Origin of the sequence: Halomonas sp. JB37, assembly GCF_002332255.1 — a bacterium.
Lineage (GTDB): Bacteria > Pseudomonadota > Gammaproteobacteria > Pseudomonadales > Halomonadaceae > Vreelandella > Vreelandella casei.
Genome location: NZ_NRGW01000001.1, coordinates 1,208,870 through 1,234,180, shown reverse-complemented (window position 1 = coordinate 1,234,180; position 25,311 = coordinate 1,208,870). Strand labels below are relative to the sequence as shown.

17 protein-coding genes and 1 pseudogene are annotated in these 25,311 nt (G+C 54.0%); 13 read left to right on the top strand and 5 right to left on the bottom strand.

Annotated elements, in window-relative coordinates:
- Positions 1-19 precede the first annotated feature (19 nt).
- The 3 genes from CIK78_RS05770 to CIK78_RS05760 all read left to right on the top strand — a co-directional run bounded on the left by CIK78_RS05770 (position 20) and on the right by CIK78_RS05760 (position 3,709).
- Positions 20-523, top strand: coding sequence for a TRAP transporter small permease subunit (locus CIK78_RS05770; protein ID WP_096278090.1), 504 nt, complete (start codon positions 20-22; stop codon positions 521-523).
- Complete coding sequence (locus CIK78_RS05765; protein ID WP_096278088.1) at positions 520-1,854, top strand: TRAP transporter large permease subunit; 1,335 nt, start codon at positions 520-522, stop codon at positions 1,852-1,854. Before CIK78_RS05770 ends, CIK78_RS05765 begins: the two co-directional genes overlap by 4 nt.
- Before the next feature lie 169 nt (positions 1,855-2,023).
- Positions 2,024-3,709: an iron ABC transporter permease gene (locus CIK78_RS05760; RefSeq protein ID WP_096278086.1), complete on the top strand. Its 1,686-nt coding sequence runs from the start codon at positions 2,024-2,026 to the stop codon at positions 3,707-3,709.
- A 10-nt stretch (positions 3,710-3,719) separates the two neighbouring features.
- On the opposite strand, the gene CIK78_RS05755 is transcribed toward CIK78_RS05760, so the two are convergent.
- Positions 3,720-4,823, bottom strand: a complete 1,104-nt coding sequence (locus CIK78_RS05755) for an ABC transporter ATP-binding protein (protein WP_096278084.1) — start codon at positions 4,821-4,823, stop codon at positions 3,720-3,722.
- Between the two features lie 224 nt (positions 4,824-5,047).
- Between CIK78_RS05755 and CIK78_RS05750 the strand changes: the two genes are divergently transcribed.
- Positions 5,048-6,073 carry a Fe(3+) ABC transporter substrate-binding protein gene (locus tag CIK78_RS05750; protein WP_096282280.1) on the top strand — a complete coding sequence of 342 codons (1,026 nt, stop codon included), beginning with the start codon at positions 5,048-5,050 and terminating at the stop codon, positions 6,071-6,073.
- Positions 6,074-6,155: 82 nt separating this feature from the next.
- On the opposite strand, the gene polA is transcribed toward CIK78_RS05750, so the two are convergent.
- A complete protein-coding gene (gene polA, locus CIK78_RS05745) occupies positions 6,156-8,945 on the bottom strand; it encodes a DNA polymerase I (RefSeq protein ID WP_096278081.1) in 2,790 nt (929 codons plus the stop codon).
- A gap of 201 nt (positions 8,946-9,146) precedes the next feature.
- Between polA and CIK78_RS05740 the strand changes: the two genes are divergently transcribed.
- Together CIK78_RS05740 and speA are read left to right on the top strand one after the other, a co-directional pair.
- Entirely contained in the window at positions 9,147-10,106 is a 960-nt protein-coding gene (locus CIK78_RS05740; protein WP_096278079.1) for a homoserine kinase, read from the top strand.
- Positions 10,103-12,031 carry a biosynthetic arginine decarboxylase gene (speA, locus tag CIK78_RS05735; RefSeq protein WP_096278076.1) on the top strand — a complete coding sequence of 643 codons (1,929 nt, stop codon included), beginning with the start codon at positions 10,103-10,105 and terminating at the stop codon, positions 12,029-12,031. The genes CIK78_RS05740 and speA overlap by 4 nt, the downstream gene beginning before the upstream one ends.
- Positions 12,032-12,135: 104 nt before the next feature.
- Here speA and CIK78_RS05730 read toward each other — a convergent pair whose 3' ends face one another.
- Positions 12,136-12,801 carry a fumarylacetoacetate hydrolase family protein gene (locus CIK78_RS05730; protein ID WP_096278074.1) on the bottom strand — a complete coding sequence of 222 codons (666 nt, stop codon included), beginning with the start codon at positions 12,799-12,801 and terminating at the stop codon, positions 12,136-12,138.
- Positions 12,802-12,919: 118 nt separating this feature from the next.
- Positions 12,920-13,901: pseudogene (locus CIK78_RS05725) on the bottom strand (phytanoyl-CoA dioxygenase family protein).
- A 264-nt stretch (positions 13,902-14,165) separates the two neighbouring features.
- On the opposite strand from CIK78_RS05725, the gene CIK78_RS05720 reads away from it, so the two are divergent.
- The 3 genes from CIK78_RS05720 to CIK78_RS05705 all read left to right on the top strand — a co-directional run bounded on the left by CIK78_RS05720 (position 14,166) and on the right by CIK78_RS05705 (position 17,422).
- A complete protein-coding gene (locus CIK78_RS05720) occupies positions 14,166-14,621 on the top strand; it encodes an META domain-containing protein (RefSeq protein ID WP_096278072.1) in 456 nt (151 codons plus the stop codon).
- A 1,143-nt stretch (positions 14,622-15,764) separates the two neighbouring features.
- Positions 15,765-16,289, top strand: coding sequence for an isopentenyl-diphosphate Delta-isomerase (gene idi, locus CIK78_RS05710; protein ID WP_096278068.1), 525 nt, complete (start codon positions 15,765-15,767; stop codon positions 16,287-16,289).
- A 509-nt stretch (positions 16,290-16,798) separates the two neighbouring features.
- Positions 16,799-17,422: a 4'-phosphopantetheinyl transferase superfamily protein gene (locus CIK78_RS05705; protein ID WP_176483370.1), complete on the top strand. Its 624-nt coding sequence runs from the start codon at positions 16,799-16,801 to the stop codon at positions 17,420-17,422.
- Between the two features lie 39 nt (positions 17,423-17,461).
- Here CIK78_RS05705 and CIK78_RS05700 read toward each other — a convergent pair whose 3' ends face one another.
- The gene (locus CIK78_RS05700) at positions 17,462-18,382 is read right to left on the bottom strand and encodes an AraC family transcriptional regulator (RefSeq protein WP_096278064.1); all 921 of its coding nucleotides are present in this window, start codon (positions 18,380-18,382) and stop codon (positions 17,462-17,464) included.
- A 122-nt stretch (positions 18,383-18,504) separates the two neighbouring features.
- Between CIK78_RS05700 and CIK78_RS05695 the strand changes: the two genes are divergently transcribed.
- Genes CIK78_RS05695 through CIK78_RS05680 form a run of 4 tightly spaced genes read left to right on the top strand, consistent with a single transcriptional unit; the run spans position 18,505 to position 25,257 of the window.
- Positions 18,505-20,541: a TonB-dependent receptor gene (locus CIK78_RS05695; RefSeq protein ID WP_096278062.1), complete on the top strand. Its 2,037-nt coding sequence runs from the start codon at positions 18,505-18,507 to the stop codon at positions 20,539-20,541.
- 2 nt (positions 20,542-20,543) lie between these two features.
- Complete coding sequence (locus CIK78_RS05690; RefSeq protein WP_096278060.1) at positions 20,544-21,779, top strand: MFS transporter; 1,236 nt, start codon at positions 20,544-20,546, stop codon at positions 21,777-21,779.
- Positions 21,776-23,542, top strand: a complete 1,767-nt coding sequence (locus CIK78_RS05685) for an ABC transporter ATP-binding protein (protein ID WP_096278058.1) — start codon at positions 21,776-21,778, stop codon at positions 23,540-23,542. The genes CIK78_RS05690 and CIK78_RS05685 overlap by 4 nt, the downstream gene beginning before the upstream one ends.
- Positions 23,533-25,257: an ABC transporter ATP-binding protein gene (locus CIK78_RS05680; protein WP_096278055.1), complete on the top strand. Its 1,725-nt coding sequence runs from the start codon at positions 23,533-23,535 to the stop codon at positions 25,255-25,257. The genes CIK78_RS05685 and CIK78_RS05680 overlap by 10 nt, the downstream gene beginning before the upstream one ends.
- Positions 25,258-25,311 lie beyond the last annotated feature (54 nt).

Below are 25,311 nucleotides of genomic sequence, written 5' to 3'. Positions count from 1 at the left end.
CTGACTGCGGAGATCTTCCATGAATGCGATTGCCAAGGCGATCGATGCCATCAACGAGGCGTTTGGGCGCATCATCGCACCGCTGATTGCCATCATTACCCTCATCGTTCTTTACGATATTGCCTCACGCTTTCTGTTTGGTCGGCCCAGCGACTGGGCGTTTGACGTTACCAAGATGCTATTTGGTGCCCACTTTATGCTGATGGCAGCCTATGGGCTACGCCATCATGCACATGTTGAAGTTGACGTTTTAAAGCGTCTGCTGTCGCGTAAGAAGCAGGCGGCACTTGAAGTACTGGGCTATCTGATTTTCTTTGTGCCTTTTAGCTGGATGCTGATCACGCTGGGCTGGAGCTTCTTTGAACGCGCTTGGAGCCGCGGTGAAACCACGTATGGCATGATCTCAATTCCCGTCTATCCGATCAAAGGGGTGATTGTGGTGGCCGCCGTGCTCATTCTGCTGCAGGCGATTGCCATTGTGCTGCGTGCCATCATGCAACTTCGCGAGGAGACATCAGCATGAACTTAAGCCCTGAATTACTCACGCTGGTGATGTTTGGCGGCCTGCTGGTCGGGCTATTTATGGGTCATCCACTAGCGTTCGTGCTTGGTGGCGTGGCCGTTATTGGCGCTTTTTTGGGCCCGGGTGAACGCATACTTGGCACTCTAATCAACAATATCTTCGGTAACGCCATGGACAACTATGTGCTGGTGGCGATACCGCTGTTTATTTTGATGGCGAGGTTTTTAAACGACTCGGGCGTCACCGAGAAAATGTTTGACGCCATGCGCCTGCTGCTCGCAAACCTGCGCGGCGGCTTAGCGCTAACCGTGGTCATTGTGTCGGTTTTGCTCGCAGCGACCACCGGGATTGTTGGCGCCTCTATTGCGGTAATGGGCATGATCGCCTTGGTGCCCATGCTGAAGTATGGCTACAACAAAGAACTTAGCGCGGGCGTTATTATGGCCAGCGGCTGCTTAGGTATATTAATTCCACCTAGCATCATGCTGATTTTAATGGCGAGCTACTCACCGGTCTCGGTGGGCGCACTGTTCGCGGGCGCGCTAATTCCCGGCTTATTACTGGGGGTGATGTATGCACTTTACGTGCTGATCATCTGCTATTTCAAGCCGCACTATGGCCCTAAAGTACCGGCAGAAGAGCGCGCAGCAGTCAGCACAAAACAGCTGCTTATCATGTTGGCAAAGTACGTAGTGCCGCCGATGTCATTGATTCTTGGGGTGCTCGGCGCTCTCTTTACCGGCATTGCCACGGCCACAGAGGCGTCGGCAATCGGTGTGTTCATCGCCTTCATTCTGTTTTTGATCTTCGGTGATCGCAAAATATCCACCTGCTTCTGGACCATGGTGGAAGCCGGAAAAACCACCACCATGGTGATGCTGGTGCTGGTGGGTGCTACGGCCTTTACGGGCGTGTTCTCCCGCGGTGGTGGCATGACAGTGATCAGCGATTTAGTCATGGCGATGCCTGGCGGCACCGTTGGCGCGCTCATTCTTATGCTGTTCCTGGTATTTATTTTGGGCATGTTCTTGGACTGGACTGGGATTGTGCTGCTGAGCTTCCCGATCATGCTACCCATTGTCGACGCAATGGGCGTGGATATGCTGTGGTTTGTGGTAATGGTGGCGGTCGTACTCCAGACCTCGTTCCTCACCCCGCCCTTTGGCTATGCGCTGTTCTATTTAAAAGGCGTCGCACCGCCTGGGGTAGAAATCGTCGATCTGTATAAAGCGGTTGTGCCCTTCGTCGCGCTGATTCTCTTGGCCTGTTTACTCATGTCATTCTTCCCTTGGCTGATTACCGGGCTGCCTAGCATGATGCTGGGGTACTAGCCTGCCCGTTAACAAACGTGCATTTAAGAGCCCGCTTCGGCGGGCTTTTTTGCGTCAAGGGTAGGTGGTAACGCTGCAGCCGCTAACGGCTAGTGCTACTATTCACAGCCGTCAGTGATTCGCATTAGGCGGGTACTGGACTAATACTGCTACTGCAAGGAGTGTGCGCTTGTTCAGATCCGGCTATCGCGGGCTATTCGCTTTTTCCTCTTCGCTTAGCCATCGCGCCACTCCTTGGTCGATAGCACTGATCGCCGTTGCCTTCGTCGTTGCGCTGCCAGTACTGGTAGTGTTTGCTCATATCGTGATGCCCACCGATGGCGTTTGGCAGCACTTAGCCAGCACCGTGCTAGGCCGCTATCTCAACAACACTTTTTGGCTGGTGGTGACGGTAGGTCTGGGCACGTTAATCATCGGCACAGGCACGGCATGGCTGGTGGTTATGTGCCGCTTCCCCGGCAAGCGTTGGTTTGAATGGGCGCTGCTGCTGCCTCTGGCCGTACCCACCTACGTCATTGCCTACGCCTATACCGATTTCCTGCAGTTTGCGGGCCCCTTACAAAGCATGCTGCGCGACATGTTTGGCTGGGGATATGGCGACTATTACTTCCCCAACGTTCGCTCGCTAGGCGGTGCGGCGACGGTGATTACGCTGGTGCTTTACCCTTACGTCTACCTGTTGGCGCGCGCCTCTTTCTTAGAGCAATCGGTATGCGTATTGGATGTGGGCCGCACACTAGGGCGCGGCCCGTGGAAGCTGTTTGCGACCGTCGCGGTACCGCTAGCACGCCCGGCGCTAGTGGGCGGGGTATCACTGGTGCTAATGGAAACGCTGAATGAATTCGGGGCGGTCCAATTCTTTGGTGTCGATACCTTTACCACCGGCATTTACCGCACCTGGTTTGGCATGGGCGAACAGGTCGCCGCGGCTCAATTAGCGGCCTGCTTGCTGACGTTTGTGATTGTTCTGGTGCTGCTGGAGCGCTGGTCGCGGGGCAAGCGGCGCTATTTTCATACCACCAATCGCTACCAGCAGCTGCCCGAATACGCGCTGCGCGGCTGGGGAGCCCTGGGAGCGACGCTGGCATGCCTGCTTCCCGTACTGGTTGGCTTTTTTCTGCCCAGCGGTATTTTGCTGAATTTAGCGTTAAACGGGGGTGATTCTCAGTGGGGCACACGTTTTATCGGCTACGCCTGGAATAGCCTAGGCCTGGCAACAGTGGCCGCACTGATCGCCGTAGGCTTAGCCGTTGTGCTGAGCTATGGCGTGCGCATGCACGACACGGCGTTTGCACGCGTGGCGTCCAGAGTGGCCTCGATGGGCTACGCGATTCCTGGTTCCGTCATTGCCGTGGGTATTTTGATTCCCTTTACCTGGCTAGATAACGCTCTTAATACATGGTTTCACAGCCACTATGGTTACATCATCGGCTTAGTATTTAGCGGGTCGGCGTTTATCTTGCTTTACGCCTACGTGGTGCGCTTTTTGGCCGTTTCCTTCAATGCGGTTGAAGCGAGCCTGGGCAAGGTCACGCCGAGCATGGATGCCGCCTCACGCACCCTTGGCCAAACGGCTGGCGGCACGCTGCGGCATATCCATACGCCAATGATGCGCAGCAGCCTGCTAGCGGCAGGTATTTTAGTCTTCGTGGATGTAATGAAGGAGCTGCCCGCGACGATTATTCTACGTCCCTTCAACTTTGATACGCTGGCAGTCAGGGCACATAATCTAGCATCCGACGAACGACTTGCCGAAGCCTCGACTTCATCGCTGGCAATTGTAGTGGTGGGTATTCTGCCGGTTATCCTGCTCAGCATGGCCATGCGCCGCTCACGTCCTGGCGCCAAGCACTGATTGCGATGCTTTAAGCCTTGAGCGGGAAAACAAATACTTGAGAAAGATCGAGGTGAATGTCCACCGGCTGCCCCTCCGCAGGTAGAAAAACCCCAGGTACTCTGGCGTGAAGGTGTGCCTCAAGGCCGCTGTCATCATGCGCGCACAAGTGTAAGAGGCTCGTTCGCCCCAACAGTTTCGACATCACCACATGGCTATGGCGGTGTGCTTCAACGGGAAGATTACGCTCAACAATGTGCAACGCCTCGGGGCGTATCATGATCTGTACATCGCTGCCTTCAGCTAACCCATTGGCAGGCACCCGCCCTACTGGCGTACTCACGAAGTCATTGTGCACTCTACCCTGCAGCTCATTCACATCACCAAAAAAGGTCACCACAAACGGATCTTGAGGCGTGCAATAAAGCGCTTGCGGCGTCCCCGTCTGCACAATCTGACCATCGCGCATCAAGGCGATACGGTCTGCCATAAACATGGCTTCTTCGGGGTCATGGGTCACCAGCAGCGTGGCCGCGCCCACTTTTTTCAACACATGCAGCGTATCGTCGCGAATACGGTCTCTTAGCCGCGCATCTAAACTTGAAAATGGCTCATCCAATAGCATTAAGCGAGGTGATGGTGCCAGCGCCCTTGCCAGCGCTACCCGCTGCTGCTGCCCGCCGGAAAGCATGTGCGGATAGACATCAACATACTTCGCCATACCCAGCTGTTCGAGTAGCTGCGTGGCTCGCTCACGGCGCTGTCGAGACGCCAAATGTTTCAGCCCAAAGGCCACGTTCTGCAGCACGCTGAGGTGTGGAAACAGTGCCGAGTCCTGAAACGCCAAGCCTACATTGCGCTTTTCCGGCGGCAGATGACGCTGGCCCGGCATAGCAATATAGGTATCGTCTAAAGTGACGCTGCCCTCTTGCAATACTTCAAGCCCCGCAGCAATACGTAGCAACGTGGTTTTCCCGCACCCAGAAGGACCTAAAAGGCATACCACTTCACCCGGCGCGACGCTCAGGTCAACGCCTTTCACAACCGTATGGCCATCGTAAGCATGGCGCACATTGTGAAGGGTTAACGCTGTTGAGTTAGACGCGGGCTGGATTACCTTCAGAGTTGCGGTCATAAATCATCGCTTTACAGGTGAGCACGTCGCGCCGATAAATGCCTAAACGCGGATTCAATACATTTGAAAGTTATTTGCATTCTATTTTCAATCACAACCAGATGCACGCTTCCACCTTAATCAAGGCGTGACTGGCATTTCTCTTGACGGCGTTAGACAGAAGCGCTTCAATGCACTCCGACGCTAATGAAACTTATTATCATAAACATTTGGGATTCTTGGTGATGAAAAAAGTACGCCTAACGGCTTCCGTAGCCGCCATCATGGCTGGCTCTGTCTTTGCGAGTAGCGCTCTTGCTGACGCGGTCAACATTTACTCCGCTCGTCATTACGATTCTGATGAAATTCTTTATAAGGCGTTCACTGATGAGACCGGCATTGACGTAAACGTGTTGGAAGGTGACTCCGATCAGTTGATGGAACGCATGCAGCGCGAAGGCATTGCCAGCCCTGCGGACGTAATGTTGACGGTTGATGCCGGCCGCCTATGGCGCGCCGAGGAAGATGGACTTTTCCAAAGCGTTGATTCTGACGTGCTCAATGAGCGTATCCCAGCGTCAATGCGTGACCCTGAAGGCTTATGGTTTGGCTTTAGCCAGCGTGCACGGGTGATTTTATACAATCGTGAAAACTTCGACCCCAGCCAGTTGGAAAGCTACGAAGACCTTGCTGACCCGCAGTTTGAAGGCCAAGTGTGCATCCGCTCTTCAAACAATATTTACAACCAGTCGCTGCTAGCCTCGATGATTGAACACCACGGTGCAGAAGGCGCGCAAGAGTGGGCGCAGGGCGTTGTGAATAATATGGCGCGTACGCCTGAAGGCGGTGATACCGACCAGATTCTAGGCGTGGCCAGCGGCGAATGTACCCTCGCCGTGGCTAACCACTATTACTATGTGCGCCTGCTCCACTCCGATGACGAAGCAGAGCGCGATGCCGCCCGTAAAGTAGGGGTTATATTCCCTAATCAAAACGATCGCGGAACGCACATTAACGTCGGCGGTGCGGGCCTAGTGGCCAATGCCCAGAATCCTGAAAATGGCATTCGCTTCTTAGAATTCCTCGCCTCTGATGCTGCTCAGGAAGTGCTTGCCGAGCGGAACTATGAATTCCCGGTCGTGGCAGGCGTTAAAAAAGATCCGGTGCTCGAATCATGGGGCGACTTCAAAAAAGATGACCTGAACATGAGCGTGCTGGGTGAAAACAACCCAGAAGCCATCCGCATTTTTGATCGCGTCGGCTGGCGTTAAACGCTAAACATTACGTTTATACCTAACACCTCCGCAGCCTAGGCTGCGGAAGTGTTGCGTTTAAGATCACATACTCATCAACTTAATGTGCCTCATCCCAGTTAGCGCCGCTTGCGGCTTCTACAATCAGCGCCACTTTTAGCTTGGCTGCGCCCTGCATGCGCGCTTGAACCTGCTCGATAAACGTATCAACCTGCTGCTCAGCCACCTCAAACACAAGCTCATCGTGCACCTGCATCACCATCAGCGCATCAAACTCGCCTTCCGCTAACCACGCATCCACATCAATCATGGCCTGCTTGATAATATCGGCAGCCGTGCCCTGCATCGGCGCATTAATCGCGGTGCGCTCAGCGCCTTGGCGGCGATTATGGTTCTGTGAATGAATCTCCGGGAGATACAGCCGCCGACCCAGTACGGTTTCAACAAAGCCATCTTCAGCCGCCTGGGCGCGAATGCGCTCCATGTAACGCGCCACGCCAGGATAACGGTCGAAGTAGCGATCAATGTAGGTTTGGGCCTGATTGCGATCAATGTGCAGCTGGCGCGAAAGCCCCCAGGCACTCATCCCATAGATCAGCCCGAAGTTGATCGCCTTGGCGCTGCGTCGCTGGTCACCGGACACTTTCTCAAGCGAGGTACCGAAAACTTCCGCCGCCGTGGCGGTGTGGATATCGCGCCCTTCAGCAAATGCTTCCAGCAACCCTTTATCTTCTGAAAGGTGCGCCATAATGCGCAGCTCAATTTGCGAGTAGTCGGCGGCCACAATGCGATAGCCGGGCCGGGCAATGAACGCCTGGCGGATTTTGCGACCTTCTTCGGTACGAATGGGGATATTTTGTAAATTGGGGTCTGACGATGATAACCGCCCTGTCGCGGTAACCGCCTGATGATAGCTAGTATGTACTCGCCCGGTGGCTTTATTGAGCAGGCGAGGCAGCTTATCCGTGTAGGTGGATTTAAGCTTCGCCAAGCCTCGGTGTTGCATGATGACCTTGGGTAGCGGGTAATCCAGCGCCAGCTCCTCCAACACACCTTCAGCAGTCGAAGGTGCCCCTTTGGGTGTTTTCTTAAGCACCGGAATTTTCTGCTCTTCAAACAGAATCTGCCCCAGCTGCTTGGGGGAGCCCAGGTTAAATTCACGCCCGGCGAGCGCAAATGCTTCGCGCTCTAACTCGCCAATACGCTTTTCTAGCTGCTGGCTCTGTTTGTGCAGTAGCTCAGCATCCACGGCAACGCCATTACGCTCGATGCGAGAGAGTACTTTGATCAACGGCAGCTCAATATGATCTAGCACCGCTGCCAGGCGCCCTTCGTTTTCGACCTGAGGGCGTAGTGCCCCCTGAAGCCTTAACGTGATATCGACATCTTCGCAGGCGTAAGGCGCGGCCTGCTCCAAGGCAATTTGGTTAAAGGTCAGCTGTTTAGCGCCTTTACCGGCAATCTCTTCAAACGAGATGGTCTTTTCACCTAAATACTTCAGCGCCAGCGAATCCATATCATGGCGCGTGGCGGTGGAGTTGAGCACATAGGAAGCCAGCATGGTATCGGAAAAAGGGCCTGCCACAGAGATGGCGTAGTTGGCCAATACCGAAATATCGTACTTGAGGTTTTGGCCAATTTTGGTCTTTTCCGGGTCTTCCAGCAGCGGTTTTAGCGCCGCCAATACCGCTTTTCGATCAAGCTGTTGGGGGGCATCCAGATAGTCATGGGCAAGGGGGATATAGGCTGCCTCACCCGCTGCCAGTGCCAGCCCAACGCCAACAATTTCCGCATCCATATAGTTGAGGCTGGTGGTTTCCAGATCAAAACAGAAGCACTCTGCATTTTGCAGCCGCTCAAGCCAGCGCTCGAAGTCTGCCTGCTCCAGAATGATGTGATCTTCACGCACAGATGCTTGTACAGACGCGCGTGACACCTCGGACTCGCTATCCACTTCCCCCGCACTAGCGGACACAGGTTCGCCACCTTTAACGTCATCCACACCCTCGTCTTTTCCGTCCAGCAGTTCACCTAGCCATTGGCGGAACTCCATCTCTTTATATAGCGCAACCAGCGCTTCGCGGTCAGGATGGGCAATATCCAGATCATCCAAGCCCACCGGCAAATCGCAGTCGATTTTAATGGTGGCCAACTGATAGGAGAGAAACGCTTGATCGCGATGCTCTTCAAGCTTCTTGGGCAGGGTTTTCGCGCCCCGGAAGGTAAGCGTTTTGACGCGTTCCAAATCACCATAGATAGTCTCAAGCCCGCCCCCCATACCTTGCAGTAGCCCAATCGCTGTCTTTTCGCCCACACCGGGTACGCCGGGGATGTTATCGACCTTGTCACCCATCAGGGCGAGAAAATCGATAATCAGCGCAGGGGGCAAACCGAACTTCTCTTCTACCCCTGACTCGTCCAGGGTTTCATCCTTCATGGTATTCACCAGCGTGATATGGGCATTCACTAACTGCGCCATGTCCTTATCGCCCGTGGAGATCACCGCATCGCGCCCGGCCTGAGTGGCATAGTGAGCTAAGGTACCAATCACATCGTCTGCTTCCACGCCTTCAATGCACAGCAGCGTCAAGCCCAACGCCTTCACACAGGCGTGCAACGGGGCAATTTGACTGCGCAGGTCATCAGGCATTGGTGGCCGATGAGCCTTATAGTCGCTGTACATATCATCGCGGAAGGTTTTACCCGGGGCATCAAACACCACTGCCATGGGGCTTTGCGGATAATCTTTGATCAGCCGCTTGAGCATGTTCAACACACCTTTCACCGCCCCGGTAGGCTGACCACTAGAGGTCGTTAGCGGCGGCAGCGCATGAAATGCACGGTAAAGATACGAGGAGCCATCTACAAGGACGATCGGAGCGCGAGCCATAACCAAGTTCCATTATTGAAAAAAGTGCTAAAAAAATGCGTTAAAAAGAATTGCTAAAAGAATTCCCCCCATAATACGCGTTGCACAGACTACCTGCAGAGCCAATCCACCTCATCTCTATTTATAACGGTTACAACAACGCTGCCAACTGAGCTTTCAAGCCGCTACAATAGTGGGCTTAGCAACCTGGGCGAGACTCTCATGGCTGTATTTACCCCGCTTAGCGACGCACAGGTCGCCGCGTTTTTAGAAAAATTTGATGTTGGTAGTTTCGTTTCCTTACAGGGCGTGGCAGGCGGCACTGAAAACTCGACGTTTTTTGTGACCACCGAGCGCCGCGAACTGGTGCTCACTCTGTTCGAACAGGGTGAGCATGAAGAGCTGCCATTTTTTGTCGAACTGTTGGATTATTTAGACGAACACCGTTTACCGGTGCCTGGTACGATTCATGATCGTGAAGGCATTGCCCTTCATTGCCTTGAAGGCAAACCGGCCCTGTTATTTCCGCGCCTGCCTGGCCGCCATCCAGAAGCGCCTAATCTAGCCCAATGCCAAGCCTTGGGCGATACATTGGGTCGCCTGCACGTGGTGTCAAAGCACTTTCACGGTCACCGCCCGAACCCGCGCGACCTGACTTGGCTACAGGTGATGCACCACAAGGTGCTGAGCTATTTAAGCCCTGCGGATCAAACGTTGATGAAAAATGAAGTCGACGATTTTGAGAGCGCCTTTATTCAGCACGATGAGCTGCCTCAAGGCGCCCTGCATGGTGATCTATTTCGCGACAATACGCTCTTTGAGGGTGACCAGCTTGGCGGTATCATTGATTTTTACAACGGTTGTACCGGTGACTTGCTGTTTGACCTTGCGATAGTGATCAATGACTGGGCCTCTAACGAGGATGGTACGCTCAACGCAGAGCGCTACAATGCCTTATTGAACGCCTATCAAGCGCGCCGCCCGTTAACCACAGCGGAGCGAGAACTATGGCCTACCATGCTACGTATGACAGCGCTGCGCTATTGGCTGTCGCGTTTACTGGTGGTCTACGTTGACCCACCAGCCCACGATTTGACGCCTCATGATCCCGAGCGTTTTCGTACTATTTTACATGCGCGCATTGCCCATGGCGCACTGCCGCTGCCTGAGGTTTCTGGATGAGTGTGATGGCCACTACTAGCCCCGCGCTGCGCGCTCGGCGCACCTGGAATATCGATCAATGGGGCAGCGGCTATTTTGATGTCGACGACGCTGGCCAAGCCCTCGTACGCCCGCTGGGTAGCGATGCAGAAGGCCCCGCCCTGCCATTGAGCGGACTGGTTCGCCAACTGCAAAGTGCCGGGCTGCGCCTGCCGGTACTGGTGCGCTTTAGCGATATTCTTCACGATCGCGTTGAGCAGCTTTGCGGCGCGTTTGATTCTGCGATGAGCGATTGCGAGTACCAGGGCGGCTATACCGCGGTTTACCCTATTAAAGTGAACCAACAGCGTCGTGTGGTCGAAGAAATTTTAGCCACCGCCGAGCGCGGTAACGGCCGCGTGGGGCTGGAGGCAGGCAGCAAACCAGAGCTTCTAGCCGTACTGGCGCTTTCCGACGGTGGCTCCTCGCTGATTGTCTGCAACGGCTACAAAGATCGCGAATATGTACGTTTAGCGCTGCTGGGTGAAAAGCTTGGCCATAAGGTATATCTCGTGGTCGAAAAGCTTTCTGAGCTGCAGCTGATTTTAGAAGAGGCGCGTGAGCTGGAGGTGACGCCCCGTATCGGGCTGCGCGCACGCCTAGCCTCCGTTGGCAAAGGCAAATGGCAGAACACTGGCGGTGAAAAGTCAAAATTTGGACTGACCGCCAGCCAGATTCTTGACGTCGTAGACACCTTACGCCATCAGGATGCGCTGGAAAGCCTGCAGCTAGTGCACTTTCATCTGGGCTCTCAGATCGCCAATATTCGTGATATTCAACGCGGATTGCGCGAGTGCGCGCGCTTCTACCAAAACCTGATGGAACTAGGTGCGCCCATCGACACCGTGGACGTCGGCGGCGGCTTAGGCATCGACTACGAAGGCACGCGCTCGCGCAGCTTCTGCTCGGCCAACTACTCGATGCGCGAATACGCGCGTAACGTGGTGAGTGCTTTTGCTCAGCTCTGCCAAGAGTCGGGGCTGCCACAGCCTCATCTGATCAGTGAATCCGGCCGTGCGCTAACCGCCCACCACGCGGTGCTTATCACCAATGTCATTGGTGAAGAGCGTATAGACGACACGCTACCGGAGCGTCATGCCTCAGAGGAAAGCCAAGAAGATCCTCAAGTAGAGCTACTGTGGCGAGTGTTCGAGCAGTTAGCGACCACTCAAGAGCCGCGCATGCTGGTCGAAGCATGGCATGACCTGCTGCAAGCCGTGAGTGAACTGCAGGATCGCTTTGTGATGGGGCTAAGCAATATCACCGCTCGCGCTGAAGGCGAACGCGTTTACATGGCGGCCTGCGCGCGGCTGCGTACCCAGCTTGATACCCGCAATCGCGCCCATCGCGAAATCATGGATGAGCTGGCGGAAAAGCTCGCCGACAAGCTGTTTGTTAACTTCTCGCTTTTCCAGTCGGTACCTGATGTTTGGGGCATTGAGCAGATTTTCCCGGTGCTCCCCCTCAGCGGGCTGGACCAAGCGCCCACTCGCCGAGCCGTCATTCAAGATATCACCTGCGATTCCGACGGCCGAATCGACAGCTACGTTGACGGCCAGGGGGTAGAAAGCACGCTGCCACTGCCAGAGTGGACGTCGGATGACGAGCGCTGGCTTGGTTTCTTCTTGGTGGGTGCCTACCAGGAAATTCTCGGCGACCTGCATAACCTGTTTGGCGACACCGACTCTGTCGATGCCGCGCTCAATGCAGACGGCGAATGGATGCTTTCGAACCCGCAGGCAGGTGACTCGGTCGCAGACGTGCTGGCGTACGTAAACTTCAATGCCAATGTGCTCAAGCAAAAGCTAACCGACCAGCTCGCAGCTAGCGGCTTTTCTGCCGATGAGCAGGCGCACTTTGCGGCGAGCTTAAGCGAAGGCCTTGAGGGATACACCTATCTTGAATAGATCGCTGTAAATAAGCGGTTTACAACGTTCCAAACGAGCAACGCCACCCTAATCCAGGGTGGCGTTGCTATTGGGCTTAGCTGTAGCGTTTATTCAATCACTGATTACTCAACAACGCTGGTTTCGATTTCCAAACCACCGGTCAACGTAAAGCGCAACGATGAGCCACGCACCAACTCACCGACGCCTGACGGCGTGCCGGTCAAAATGACATCGCCTGGCTCTAGGGTAAAGTGACGGCTCATTTCTGCAACCAGCGTGGGAACGGCGAAAATCATATCGGCGCCTTCACCGTGCTGGCGTTCTTCCCCGTCAATTTCAAGCGTAAATCGCAGCGCGTTCCAGTTGGGAACGCGGCTTAGCGGCAAAAAAGGCGACAGCGGGCAAGCGCCATCGAAGGCCTTGGCAATTTCCCAAGGATGCCCCTTCTCTTTAAGCTTTGCCTGAACATCACGCAGCGTCAGGTCCATCGCCAAACCAATCCCCACGATGGCGCGCTCGGCTTCATCTTGAGTAGCATGGGTTAACGTTTCGCCTACCAGCAGCGCAAGCTCTGCTTCATAATGGACGTCGCCACGTGAAAAAGGCGGATCTAGCGGCTTGGTTAAATCCACCACGCTGGTCGACGGCTTAATAAACAGCAGAGGCTCAGTGGGAATAGGATTATCTAATTCTTTCGCGTGTGCGGCATAATTACGGCCGATGCAGATGACTTTGCCCAGCGCGTGGGGAAATTCCTGACCATCTGTAAACTGTAGAACAAAACTCATGGCGGGTATTCTCCTTCTCATTATGCGTGTCGCTTTCGTAACGACAGGCGCAACAGTTTACCCCACCTATACTAAGGTTCCACACCCTTCAGCCATGAATTTATCCTCCCTACGACTATTATCGATGTTGCTGCGCCTGCTTACTCGGGTTGTGGGCCAGAAAATCCGGGCGCTGCTTAGCCGCCGCATAAGGTTCACCACAGCAATTATCGGAACGATTAAACACAAAGAACACGTTGCTACGCGGGTCTGGCGACAGATTAGCATTCGAGGCATGCAGAGTAATAAGCCACCGGCTTTACCCTTGGGTGCTTCAATACCGTGTTCAGCCACTCACTCAGTGAAAGCGCTTCAGGGCTCGCCCCCCCCCACTTCCTGGGCTTTCAGTGAGCTTTTATGGTTATCTTCCGGCGTCTCCCCCTGGCATGGCAAAAACTTATTGAGTGAGCCAGGGATCAGCATTAATGGGCCGTTGAACTCATGGTTGTTGGTCAGAATCAGCGATGCACTAACCACATGCATCGCGGGCATGCCATCTTCAGAGTGCCACGTCTCGAAATCGGAGTGCCAGTTAAAGCCTTTACCGGCAAACCCCGGTTTATAATTGATTCGAGACTGATGCACATAAGGGTCGTCGCCAATAATTTGGCGCACTGCGCCCGCGACCCGCTCATCGCTCGCCAGCTTACCTAAGCGCTCAGACAGGAAATGTACCGCAAACAGTGAACAAATTTCCTGGCTCGCTGGCTCAGTAATGAAGTCCTCATTACGATAGTCATCGTTACTCATTAGCACCTGCATTTTCCGGCGCAGTTCATCAAGCTCAGTACCTTCAATGAGATTAGGGATGAATAAAAAACCTTTACGCTCGAACTCATCGAGCTGTGCCTGACTTAAGGGGCCAGGCAACTGGTGCCCCTTAACGACCGCATCTTGGCGCGGCTGCAGCGCTTCTCGGGCATATAAGCCAAGCGCGACGGGTAAGGATCTTGTGCCTGTGTGCGTTCAGCCTGTTTGCCGTGAACATTAGGTGTATCGGCCATTTCGCTATAGAGCTTATGGGCGGTTACAGAATTTAGCGGTGTGCTTTTGACTGTCATCTAATCCACTCCTTGTATGATTAGGTTACAGATCGAACTCTTTACATATTTATAAATGCACAATTAAGATACTCTACAGAGGGCAGCCTAGTTGACTAAAGTTTCCTCGCAAGGAGCGGTTACCGGTTTGATAATGTAGGTTACATGAAAAAAACTGAAGGATGCTTTTTTAAGCAACATCCAGACTATTAAGCGCTACTGAAGTAATTTTATTTAACGAAAATGGTAATAACCTTTGTAAATAATTGAACAAGGAATAACACATTGAAACACCCATTAGCGCGTTACTGGTTGACCGGCACGCTACTAATAACGGCAGGCTGCACAGCTGCGATGAATACTCAGCCACCTGCCACAATGCCTAATGAATCGTTGATCAATACGTATTGGAAGCTTGCCACGTTAGGCGACCAGTCTGTCGTGACGCGAGAGAATGTCCGTGAAGCCCACCTGGTTCTTCACCAAGATGCTTCGCGTCTGGCGGGTGCTACCGGCTGCAATACGCTGATGGGCAGTTACCATCTTGAGAATAAGCACATCACATTCAGCCAAATCGCCACCACCATGATGGCCTGCCCCGCACAGCAAATGGAAACCGAGCACGCTTTATTGGTCGCTCTCAGGCAGGTTGTGGAGTGGGAGGTGAATGGAAATAAGTTGATACTATTCGGAGATAGTGACGAACAGCTTGCCAGCTTTGAAGCAGTGCATCTTTTTTAACAACAACTTCATTACATTAGGGACAATATAATTATATTAAAAACAAGCCTATTAACATGATGGACATGGATAAAAGAGGTGCCTTATAGAAGTCTTAAATACAAAAAAGCCATTTTTTTTCAGATAGCACTTTTGAACTCTCTAATGCTTTTCTTTTATCCATTTTAAGTGTTGGACACTAGGAACCGAACCCAGGAGCTATTGATTACGAATAAAGATATTTATCAAATTAATCAAGTAGCTATAGAGATTACATCAAAGCGGTGAACCCCGTTTTTTGAAGCATGGCTTTCCTGGCGATTCATTCGCACCGACATATGGACGACAGCTTCCCCACTGACGCTATTCTCATTTGGCTTAAATGTTGCGACAAATCAACCACCATCATTAATAATCGCCAACACGACAATTGCTTGTAGCTACTTTTCCTTATTTATTGATGTATTCGAGATAAACAGCCAAATTTTTGGCATAAGAAGAAGATAGGATCCACAAACCCGAGAGACCGCTACCTGCAGGCGCCATTACACTAAAACAGGGGAAAAACGCGCCGTTATCATCTCTGCGCCTTTCATCGCTTATGCCTTTCTACTCAATGTAGAGCGATGGGCACTGCTATGATTTGGCCTCGCTTGGCTCTATAGCTATACTGGCTGTCGTAGACATTGGTGACTCAAGTGTTTATTGGTCAGTATTGGCATACAAACCCAGCTTCCAGCCGCCATCATCGCAGGCGTACCTCTGCTAGATATTGGAGTGTGGCTACTTAACATATTTATAATGATGACATTGCTCTTCGGGATTCAGGATTTCCGCGATGTTGAAGGGGACAGAAGAGTTGGCAGGGTAACGCTACCCATTCGGATCGGTGCCCGCAGACCACGCCTAAGCATTGCTCAGGTCTGTCTTGTCTATCTTCTTATAGCCCACGTCGCGATATTTAATCGTCCACCTGGCGCTCCACTCCCACTCGCGAGTCTTGGTTTCGAGCTGACTAGCGCTGCCCTCCTTTTGTGAATCGTTGTCCGTATGTTCAGAAGAAACCCATCGCGCGATCACGATCACCTGTCGTTCCGGCTAGTGGAATACTGGTACACCGTTATTTGTGCATCCTTCATAACCTACTCATTCTAAGGAAACTCCATGGAACAAGTTGTGCTGTTGAATGAAAGCCTTGCCCCCTGTGGCGTAATGCCTAAAAGCAAAGTACATACCACGAATACACCCTTACACTTGGCGTTTTCCTGCTACCTGCTGAATGACAAGAACGAGCTACTGATGACCCGTAGATCACTAAACAAGAAAGCATGGCCGGGGGTGTGGAGTAACTCATTTTGTGGCCACCCATTGCCAGATGAATCGCTATCTTCAGCGGTGCATCGGCGTGGCCAATGGGAACTAGGCATAGACGCTCAAGATATTCAGCTTATCGACAACTCTTTCAGATATGAAGCGACAGATACAAACGGCATAAAAGAGAATGAGTATTGCCCTGTTTTTATTGCAAAAACCAGTACAACACCCGTACTCAATCCTGATGAAGCAATGGACTACCAGTGGGTTCATTACAGGCTGGTACTGGAACTCGTAGCGCATGCGCCAAGACTAATCAGCCCATGGATGTCCATGCAGTTAAAGAACAGTCATTTACAGTTATACATACGTTAGATGCACAATGAGTCGGCGCGTGGATTATGCAGGCGTTTCATCCTCGGCAATCCTCCCGCCCAGTCGCGGCGCGGCTGTGTCGGACGCAATGGTGAATCGCCCCGAGTATTCTAGACACCCTTAGCGTGAGGCTTCGACGTGTCCGGAAATCTGGGGCACTCCAAATCTTAAATTACTGCCCGGGACTAGTTGACCACTACAGTCTATCAGTGACTTACTGATCGTCTTTTCCGTTTCCTGAAGGAAATCCTTGTGACACTCCTGGGTCAAGTCCGGGGTTATGCTCGCCGGCTGATCTCGCTAAAAAAGTAGCAAATCCAAAATAAACTTAACTATAAATCATCCTAATTAGATAAAATATCCTTATGACACAACGCCTTATCAAGTCACATTTTTCATCTTCCCTTCACCCTAGCTTCTGCACTCCCTTAGCTAATTTCTGGCCTTGGCCGATGCATTGGCGTGATGTTCACCTTGTCGCATACCGCTTTGCCCCCCAGGATTTCAGTGTGCAAGACCCGGAAGCGTGCAACATAACAATGCCACCGACGTTGCAGTCGGCTGCCCGAAAGCGTCAAGCCGAATTCCTCGCTGGAAGGCTCTGTGCTCGCGGGGCGCTGCATAAATTCGACCCATCGCTTGCCGCACCTGGTATCGATATTGATGGTGCCCCATTCTGGCCGGACAGCTACGTAGGCTCCATTAGTCACAGCAATGGGTACGCGGCGGCGATAGCCGCCCCGCGGCAACGTTATATGGGGATAGGAATCGATATAGAGAGGAAACTGACCCTATTGGAAGCTTCAGAAATCAGTTATGAAATTTTAACCACCAGCGAACGACGACACCTGGGGAAGAGCAAAACAGATAGCTCAGAAGCTTTTATTGCATCAGCATTTTCTCTCAAAGAAAGTCTTTTCAAGGCGCTCTATCCATCAATAAAACAGCGGCTTGACTTCAAGGAGATGGAAATCACACACTGGGACCGAAGCGGTCAGGCCAGCTTACGCGTCAACCCCGGCCAGGGGCTTCAGTGGCTGTCCCCTTATCGATTTGATGCCTATTTTAATTGGGTCAATGACCTGATTTTTAGCGTCGTTGCCATTGAAAAAATTCCGAGTGCGCCATCCTGAATATCTCAGATTTTTGAGGGCATATTGCAACGAAATATCTCACTCGACAAGGAAGGTTCTTGCGAGCTTTCTTGCAGTGCTCGGTAACATACCGAACTGTCGTACAAAAGCCGCGCTGAAGTGGCTTAGATTATGATATCCCACTGACGCCCCGATTTCCGTGATACTCATCTCTCCTTCATGCACCCGTTCCCAGGCTATTCGCATACGCTCTTTTTGATAAAACGTGTGGATAGGAAAACCGTACAAAACCTTGAAGCCGCGTTTCAGTTTTAGTGTATTGATTCCGCTGGCACGTGCGAGTTCGGCAGTCGTAGGGGGGCTGGCAATATCGCTCAACAATAATTCCCTTGCGTGCCGTAGGCGCTCTTTATCCGCCTTACTGATAGCAGCACAGGATTGCTGTCGCAATAGGAAACAACCCAACAACTCCAAGCTCTTGGCTTCACATAATAACTTGGCCGGACTTGTTGAGAGAAGCAGTTGGTCCAATTCGTGCGCCGTTCGCAGGGTCTGTGAGTCACAAGGGGCAATATGCAATCCGGCATGTCGGTGCAGCCTCTCGAAGAACCTTTCACCATCATCACCTGCAAGCGTACGCAAGGTATCGGGGCTGAACATCAAGCCAACATGATGTGCCTTACCCTGGACGCGAGTTTCTATTGGAATGCCGGGCAGATACCCGGCAACTGAATCTAATCCATTGATAGTTCTTGCCACCCCGCCGGCGCGGATTTCCACGCCATCACACAGCCACACGCTGAGATGAATGCGAGGATCCGAATCGCACACGGTGATATCAACCGGGCCAATATAGTCACGGCGGCTCGCAAAGCTCTGCAGTCCCGAATCGCTCATATAGGCCCCCATTTTTTGAGGTGTGCCCGGCCATATCCGTTTTTTCCCCAAGAAGTCCACCGGCGACAAACCCGTAAGGTCGACAACTCTCAATTCAGACATCAAGGAAATCCTGGTGAGTAAAATACCGATGAGGGCATTTAAGTGGCTGCTTGGAGTAGAACTATAAATGAGAATCAATATTATGCAAGGTATTGTTGGCCTTTACCCTCCAGGATCCCACCATGCGCCGTACCCCACTCTCCAGAGCCCTGCTGATCGTTGCCCACTGTATCCCCAGTCTTGCCCTAGCCCAGAACGTGAATGATTCTGCAGAGCGAGACGCCCCCGCGGTATTGCCGGTACTGAACGTGACGGCATCCAAGCAGGGGACTACCAGATTCGACACACCTAACGGTGTTAGCATTATCGACAGCGGCCCGCTCGAAACCTATCGCTACGAGAATATGGGCGATATTGCCGTACGTACGCCGAATACTTATCTCACTGCGTATGCGCCAAGCACACCCCAATTGACTATTCGCGGCCTGGGGTTTTCAGACGACGAATCCGATAGCACCAGCACCAGCACTTTCATTGACGGCATTCCCGTCACAGGGATGGCGCTCGGCCAGCCTTTCGATCTGGAGCAAGTTGAAATTCTGCGCGGTCCACAGAGCACTTTGTATGGGCAAGGCAGCATGGGGGGGGTCGTCGCACTACGCAGCCGGGATCCAGGATTCGAGGCGGGAGGGCATCTCCAACTGGACTATGGAAGCTATCAGCGCCAACGTGTCGAAGTCGCCGGCGACCTCCCTCTCAGTGATCGCACCACCGTGCGCGTGGTCGCCGGTGGAGAGGAGTCCGACGGCTACACCGAAAATGCGCGACTGAATAACGAGGGCGCCGATTGGCGCAGTGGCTTTGGACGAATCAAGCTGCTACACATCGATGACAATGATGGTGAATGGCGTTTGGGGCTGCATCATTTTCAGAGTCGCGGCGGCAATGACTACTTTACTGCTCAATCATTGGCAAGCCATCATCAGTCGGATAACACCACACCGGGTCGTAATGATATCGAGTACACGCTAGTGTCGGGAGAATATCGCCGAAAGCTCGATAATGATCGCAATCTTGTGGTGCTATTAGGTGGAAGTCAGAGCAACTGGAATTACTGGATGCCGGACTCAGCCTTGGGCGCCAAAAACGGTTTTGATGCGAAGACACGCCAGTTCAGCGCCGAATCGCGTCTCTCGGGCGTTGCTGGCGATTTCGACTGGCTGGTGGGTGGCTATGCGTCCCATCTCGAACGCGAAGCTCCCTACTTGTACGACATGGGTCCAGCATTCGTTAGCTCCACCACGGCGGATGTGACAGGCAATACCGCAGCAGGTTTCGGGGAGCTGGGCTGGCACCTCCAGCCGGAATGGCGCATCGCTGCCGCGCTACGCGCAGAGCATAATCGACGAGAGATGGGCTGGACGAGTCTACAAGCCGGTGACGGATTCTCTCAACAGCAACGCCTCGATAATCTCGAGGTTCGTGACACCGTTGTCCTACCCCGACTGACCCTCGAATACCAGCCTGATGATCGTCATTATTCCTGGCTAACCCTGGCTCGAGGCTACAAGGCTTCTGGATTCAACGTTTATGCCACTGATGCCGACTCTGCGAGTCAATCCTATGCACCAGAGTATGGCAACTACGCCGAGCTCGGCTATCGACTACGTGACGCCAAGGGGGTCTGGGAAGTTGAGGGTAACGTGTTCTATACCCGACTACGCGACCAGCAGGTCGTGCTCATTGGCGACCAGAACCAAAGTCTGACTGACAACGCGGGGAAGTCGCATAATGCTGGCGTGGAGCTTAGCGCCACGTTACGCCCCTGGGACTCCGTAGAACTCCAGGCATTTGCGGCCTGGGTGGAAGCCGAGTACGACGAGTACGCAACGGGCGGCATTGACTACGCCGGCACTCAGTTCCCTAATGCACCACGTAACAGCCAGGGCATCTCGGCGCGCTGGGAGCCTAGTGATCATTGGTCATTGGGGCTCTCCGCAGTCCGGCAGGCTCAGTCCTTCCTCTACCCCGATAGCCATCATACCAACGATGCCTTCACCCTGATCGATGCCAACGTGGGTTATCGCTTCGATAACTGGGCTGTCGGCCTTTATGGAAAAAATCTTTCGGACGAGACATATTTTACCCGTGCCCTCAGCGATACCTTCGTGGCCGGCGCTCCACGAACCGTTGGCATCAGCCTGAGCATGGACTTCTAATAGTGTCTGATACTCACCCTCTGCGGGAGGCGGTCCACCATCGACGCCTCAGCGATTACCTCGCCCTGGCACTGATGTATTTTGCCCAGGGGTTACCCATGGGGCTCGCTTTCGAGGCACTCCCGACGCTCATCCGCCATAGCGGTCATGGCATGGCACAGATCGGATGGGTCGGGCTTGCATTTCTTCCGTGGGCACTAAAATTCCTGTGGGCCAGCCATATCGACAACCTCTGTCGCAAGGCTGGGATCTCAAGAGTGGTGTTTGTCACACAGGCCCTCGTGGCCATCGCCTGCCTAGGCATGTCAACACTCGACTTCAGGACAGACTTGGCGCTGATTCTGATGGGCGTTGTCGGGCTGAATCTGATCTGCGCCACGCAGGACATCGCCACCAACGCCTATGCCGTCAGCCGGCTACAGGGAAAAGGAGCTGGCCCCGCCAATGCCATGCAAGTCGGCGGATTCATCATGGGGATGCTCGCTGGCGGAGGGGGGTTGCTTATCGTCCACCCCTATTTAGGTTGGAGCGGCCTGATGCTGGTGTTCGCTGTCCTGATGCTGGCGCTTTATCTACCGTTGTGGCTACGCCGTGATTGGCGGCGGCATCAGCCACAAACGCCTACGGCAGTCGTGAAGCTGAAGGACCTACTTCAGCATGATGATCTGATCTTCGCGATTCTCATCGCCATGTCGTTCAAGCTCGCCAGCACCGCAGTCTCGACGCTGATCAAAGCCTGGCTGATCGACCGTGGGCTGGATCTTTCCACCGCCGGGGCACTACAAGCCAGTAATCTCACTTTCATGGCACTGGGGAGTATCGTGATCGGCATTCCCCTGGTCCGGCGCTGTGGGAATCGATCCGCAGTTGGTATCGCAGGTGCGCTGGCCATGCTTTTCCTCGGCGTCGCCTTGCTGCTCGAAATATCAGGCTGGCACGAACTACGTCTCTACTATCTGCTGTTTGGCCTCCAGGGCCTTTTTGAAGGCGCATTCTACGTATCGGTCTGGGCGCTACTCATGAACTGGGCCTCGCCTGAACGACCGGGCACCGATTACACCACTATGCAGTGCTGTGAGAGCCTGACCAATATGCTTGGAGCCAGCATTGTCGGCGTCCTCGGGCAGCATTTTGGTTATTTACCAACGTTCGGCGGCGCCTGGATAATCGGCATTCTGGCCTGGGTGCTGATTGTTCGCTGCCTGAGCCGCATCGAGCTGCAGGGCGAGAGCCGATGAAGAAGTGGGGCTTGTTATCGCTGTTGGCCATGGCCCCCTTCTCGCTGGGCAGCGCATCGTTATTTGCGGTTCTCTCAGGGCTGGCCAGTCTATTGCCGTTTTACTGTCTCTATCGTATTGCCGAACTGCTATCCGCCGCGACACCCGATCTGGATGCCGTACAGGACTGGGTGCTTTATGCGATTTTCGCAGTTCTATTGCGCTGGACCCTCATGTCCATCAGCCACTGCCTCGCACACCTGGGGGCCTTTGATGTCATTTGCCGTTTGCGACTACGCTTGCTCGATGCTCTCGCCAACGCACCGCTCAGCCGCAACTCAGGCCGAAATAGTGCTGATTTGCGAAAAGTTGTCATGGACGATGTGGGATCACTCGAAGGTATGCTCGCTCACACACTGCCGGATGCCGCAGCTGCAATCTTCGTTCCTCTGTTCACCTTTACCTATCTACTGAGCGCTAACTGGCTGCTGGCGCTGGCAGCGCTGGCGCCACTCCCCATCGCGGTGGTCATACAAATTCTGATGCTGCGCGGCGGACGAGCCCAGATCAATGACTGGAACGCCATGCAGACCCGAATGTCGACTCGGCTACTGGAATATCTGCGTGTGATGCCAATGATCCGAAGTTTCGGGCTGGACGCACGCTCATTCGGCCAGTTGGCCGACACAGTCAACGCCATCGTGACCTGGGTGGATCGTCACTCGGGCCGAATGTCGATCGGCTGGGCATGGTTCGTGGTGCTGCTCTCCGCCAACCTGATCTTGGTGGCCCCGCTTGGTGCCTGGCTCCACGCCAGGGGCGAGGTCTCAGCATCCACAGTGGTGCTATTTTTGCTGATCGCACCCTTGATGCTACAGCCACTGATGAGACTGACGTTCGCACTGGGTGAACAGCAGCGCCGCAATGCGGCCCTGGCGAGAATCAGTGCACTACTGGAAAACACCGACATGGCCGTCGCCGAATACGCACCGCCGCCGCCTCTCGACTCACCTCACACACTAGAATTGCGCAATGTTTACTTCACGCGAGATGCCCGAACCGTTCTCGACAATGTCACTTTCACTGCGGTTGCCGGCCAGACAACCGCTATCGTTGGCGCCTCCGGCGCGGGCAAAACAACACTGCTACGTCTGATAGCTTGTTTGGATGAAATCAGCGATGGAGACATCCTGCTGGCAGGACGAGAGCTACGAGACTGGCCCCTATCAACATTGCTCGAACGGTTGGGTGTCGTCCCCCAAGAAGTCTTCCTGTTCCGAGGCAGTATTCGTGACAATCTGTTACTGGCTTGCCCCAGTGCCACCGAGGATCAACTATGCGAAGCGGCGAAACTGGCTCAGGCGCATGCATTCATAGAGCGGCTCCCTGAAGGCTATGACACCCTGCTGGGTGAGCGTGGCGCACAACTATCGGGGGGCGAGCGTCAGCGCCTGACATTGGCTCGAGCCATTTTGCGCAAGCCCTGCCTGCTACTGCTGGATGAAGCTACGGCTCACGCCGACAACGACAACGCCAACCTGATCCACCAAGCACTGCTCGGTTCAGAGGATGGCTGTACGGTAGTGATGACAACCCACCGATTGCGCACCGCCCAGCAAGCCGACCATATCATCGTGCTGGATGCCGGATGTGTCGTGGGCCAGGGCCATCACGATCACCTGCTAGCTGAGTGCCATGTCTATCAAAAGCTCTGGCAAGACCAACAATCCACCATGAGTTGGCCCCCCCCCCTACCCGACGGCGAATCCCCTCAATGCTCCTGAACTTTCTACGCTCGGGCAAGGAACTTGCCGGCTATACCGACCCCCGCTTACGACGTGGCCTAGCATGGTCGGTCGCCGAGGCAATTTTCGCCTTCCTGCCCTATCCGTTGATCTACATCATGATCGACCGACTACTGACAGGGACGCTTATTCTCGATGAGGTGGTAGCCCTGGGCATTGCCCTGTTCCTTGTGCTCATAGCTCGACTATTCTGCGCGCATATCGCGACACCGGCACTGTTCCGAGGTGCCTACGCGATGATGGGCCAGGCGCGTCTGCGTATAGCAGCGCATCTTCGCGAGGTACCGCTTGGCTGGCTGAGTTCGCAGCACAGCGGTGCTTTGAGCGCCACCCTGACTCGCGATCTCCAGATCATCGAAGAGCTATGGTCACATTCGCTCGGCGTTTTCTGTGGCGGATTACTGGTACCGGCACTCCTCAGCGTGTTTTTACTGTGGATGGATTGGCAACTGGGCCTGCTGATGCTCACCAGCCTGCCCATCGCGCTCGCCTTTCTGATAGGCGGGCAATGGGTTCTGATGCGCCAAAGCGACAAGCTGGCCAATGTCAGCACAGCCGTCAATACAGAGCTTCTGGAGTACCTACAAGGCATGACTGTACTACGGAGCCTGGGGCAGCAAGAGGCTTATCGGGTGCGCCTTTTTCACCAATTTTCACGCTTGCGGAGCGCCGCCATCCGGCTTGATGTCTGGCCCGCACCACTTGTCGGCGGATTTGGTTTTGCCGTGGAAATCGGCTTTGCCATCGCAATCGGTTTAGGTGTTCAGTTGCTGTCGACCGGCCAGACGACCTCGAACAATATCCTGTTGTTTGCCATTCTCGCACTGCCGGTTTATCGGCAGCTTTACGAGGTCGGGCTGGCCTTTCTGCTGCTGCGCTTTGCCGACCAGGCACTGCAGCGTACCCGGGCACTGCTCGCCGTTCGTCCCATGGCCCAGCCAGCGACACCCCAGCAGCCTGGGCACTACGACATCACATTCGACGCGGTTAAATTTTGCTACCCCGACAGTTCAACGCCCACTCTTCAGGGCCTCTCCTTCACACTCGAGTCAGATAGCCTGAATGCCCTCGTAGGGCCTTCGGGCGCCGGCAAGACGACCTTGCTGCAGCTGATCGCCAGGCTTTGGGACGTCAGCGAAGGCAGTATCCGCATCGGCGGTGTCGACCTTCGAGACATCGGTAGCCAACATTTACCTCGATACGTCTCAATGGTTTTCCAGGACGCACAACTGTTCTCAGGCAGTATCCTCGAGAACCTGCGCGCAGGCGCCCCCAATGCCCGCCGTGAGGACATTGAGCAGGTGGCACGTCAGGCGCAGGCGCATGAGTTCATCTCGCGCTTGCCACTGCAATACGACACCCTATTGGAGGAAAACGGCAGCAACCTTTCTGGCGGCGAACGCCAACGTCTTTCGATTGCACGCGCCTTGCTCAAGGATGCCCCAATCATTCTGCTCGACGAGGCCACGGCCAGTATCGATGCCACAACCGAACGTTCGATCCATCAGGCGCTATCCTGTCTGATACAGGGTCGCACCGTTATCATCATTGCCCACAAGCTCAACGGCATTCGGCATGCAGACCGCATTCTGGTCATGGCGGAAGGCGAGTTGGTCGCACAAGGCGATCATGCCTGGCTGCTGGGCCACTCTCCTCTTTACGCCCATCTGTGGGCGCAGGAAAGACAGGACTAAAACGAGTAGGGAGCAGGGACTATAGCGAGAAGACACCGCCGTCTGGCGATGTCC

Excerpts from the sequence above, each read along its gene's own strand:
- CIK78_RS05770 (WP_096278090.1), top strand. The coding sequence starts at position 20 with ATGAATGCGATTGCCAAGGCGATCGATGCCATCAACGAGGCGTTTGGG.
- CIK78_RS05765 (WP_096278088.1), top strand. The coding sequence starts at position 520 with ATGAACTTAAGCCCTGAATTACTCACGCTGGTGATGTTTGGCGGCCTG.
- CIK78_RS05755 (WP_096278084.1), bottom strand. The coding sequence starts at position 4,823 with ATGACCGCAACTCTGAAGGTAATCCAGCCCGCGTCTAACTCAACAGCG.
- CIK78_RS05750 (WP_096282280.1), top strand. The coding sequence starts at position 5,048 with ATGAAAAAAGTACGCCTAACGGCTTCCGTAGCCGCCATCATGGCTGGC.
- polA (WP_096278081.1), bottom strand. The coding sequence starts at position 8,945 with ATGGCTCGCGCTCCGATCGTCCTTGTAGATGGCTCCTCGTATCTTTAC.
- CIK78_RS05740 (WP_096278079.1), top strand. The coding sequence starts at position 9,147 with ATGGCTGTATTTACCCCGCTTAGCGACGCACAGGTCGCCGCGTTTTTA.
- speA (WP_096278076.1), top strand. The coding sequence starts at position 10,103 with ATGAGTGTGATGGCCACTACTAGCCCCGCGCTGCGCGCTCGGCGCACC.
- CIK78_RS05730 (WP_096278074.1), bottom strand. The coding sequence starts at position 12,801 with ATGAGTTTTGTTCTACAGTTTACAGATGGTCAGGAATTTCCCCACGCG.
- idi (WP_096278068.1), top strand. The coding sequence starts at position 15,765 with ATGGAACAAGTTGTGCTGTTGAATGAAAGCCTTGCCCCCTGTGGCGTA.
- CIK78_RS05700 (WP_096278064.1), bottom strand. The coding sequence starts at position 18,382 with ATGTCTGAATTGAGAGTTGTCGACCTTACGGGTTTGTCGCCGGTGGAC.
- CIK78_RS05695 (WP_096278062.1), top strand. The coding sequence starts at position 18,505 with ATGCGCCGTACCCCACTCTCCAGAGCCCTGCTGATCGTTGCCCACTGT.
- CIK78_RS05685 (WP_096278058.1), top strand. The coding sequence starts at position 21,776 with ATGAAGAAGTGGGGCTTGTTATCGCTGTTGGCCATGGCCCCCTTCTCG.
- CIK78_RS05680 (WP_096278055.1), top strand. The coding sequence starts at position 23,533 with ATGCTCCTGAACTTTCTACGCTCGGGCAAGGAACTTGCCGGCTATACC.